The sequence below is a fragment of the Stenotrophomonas sp. P5_A8 genome (assembly GCF_056400545.1).
In genome coordinates this window covers 1-1,050 of record NZ_JBFULB010000583.1, presented here as the reverse complement: position 1 = coordinate 1,050, position 1,050 = coordinate 1, and the positions used below count along the sequence as shown (strand labels likewise).

Genomic DNA, 1,050 nt, shown 5'->3' with positions numbered 1-1,050 from the left:
ATCCACGGTCACATGCCGAACGCAGGCATGTGCGATTTCCTGGGGCGAGGTCGACGCCTCTCCGATCCTGTCCACGATGACGCTCATGCTGTCGCGCTGAAACTGCTCGTAGGCAACTCTGCCGTGCTCGCCGCGTACAGTCTCGCGTACGAAGCCCTGGGCTTGGAGGTCAGATGCGAACCGATCAAAGTCGATCTGGCATATGCCCGATGCCGCCGCGGATTGATTCGATGTGGTGTCAATGAAGTCGAGGTCCAGTCGTGTCCGCGCACTGCCCGCTTTTTTCACCTCAAGCCCGTACCCCCATTCCGGTGTCAGGGTGCCGCCATACCCAAAGTGCCCCGGCCCAAAGGTCTGCGCAGGCTGCTTCATCGCCGCCGACACACCCTCTACTGTAAGTTCGCTGGCCGAACGCGTGGCCTTGATCAGGTCCAACAAGCCCAGCAACAGCTGTTTGGCGGTGAAGGTGGCCGGCGCGGCGGCGTCAGAGGCGGTGGGTGCCATGGTGGCGGGTCCTTGAGTAGTCGGCGAAGGCGTCGTTGCATGTGCACATGCGCACAGCGAGGCCGCGCAAAGGGCGATGGTCCACGGTCGTGCAAATGCGTACCCCAACATGAGCGATCCTTGCGTGATGAACGCTGACCGTAGGACCGGCCAGGTGAAGCGCAGGTTAAGCCGAAACGCCCGTGCGAAATAGAGCGCGCATCTGGTCTAGGATGTCCTTGAACATCGCGGAGGTGCACGCATGAACGACACAGCGACTCACGCAATGCCGCCCTTGGATGGCCCCAAGGCCGAGCAGATGATCGGCAAGGTGGTACTGGTCGGGGTTACCCGTTATGGGGGCGATGGCCAGGTGCAGGATCTGCAGCAATATGCCGGAAGGGTGCTGCGGATCAGTTTCGACGAAGGCGTGGTGCTGGCCGACGATGTCGACGGGCACGAGCGCTATCTGCCGCCGATGCTGGACAACTACATGGCCGCCGAGCCGGGCGAATACCGGATGCTTTCCACCGGCGCCACGGTGGTTGATCCGGATTATGTGGTGAC

The 1,050-nt window shown here is 62.0% G+C and carries 2 protein-coding genes; one reads left to right on the top strand and one right to left on the bottom strand.

Annotated features, from left to right (window positions below; genetic code table 11):
* On the bottom strand, positions 1–504 hold a 504-nt coding region (locus tag AC1DQP_RS20840; protein ID WP_478052476.1), incomplete at its 3' end, for a hypothetical protein.
* 241 nt (positions 505–745) lie between these two features.
* Here AC1DQP_RS20840 and AC1DQP_RS20835 point away from each other — a divergent pair.
* The coding region (locus tag AC1DQP_RS20835) for a hypothetical protein (protein ID WP_478052475.1) at positions 746–1,050 on the top strand (305 nt) is incomplete at its 3' end.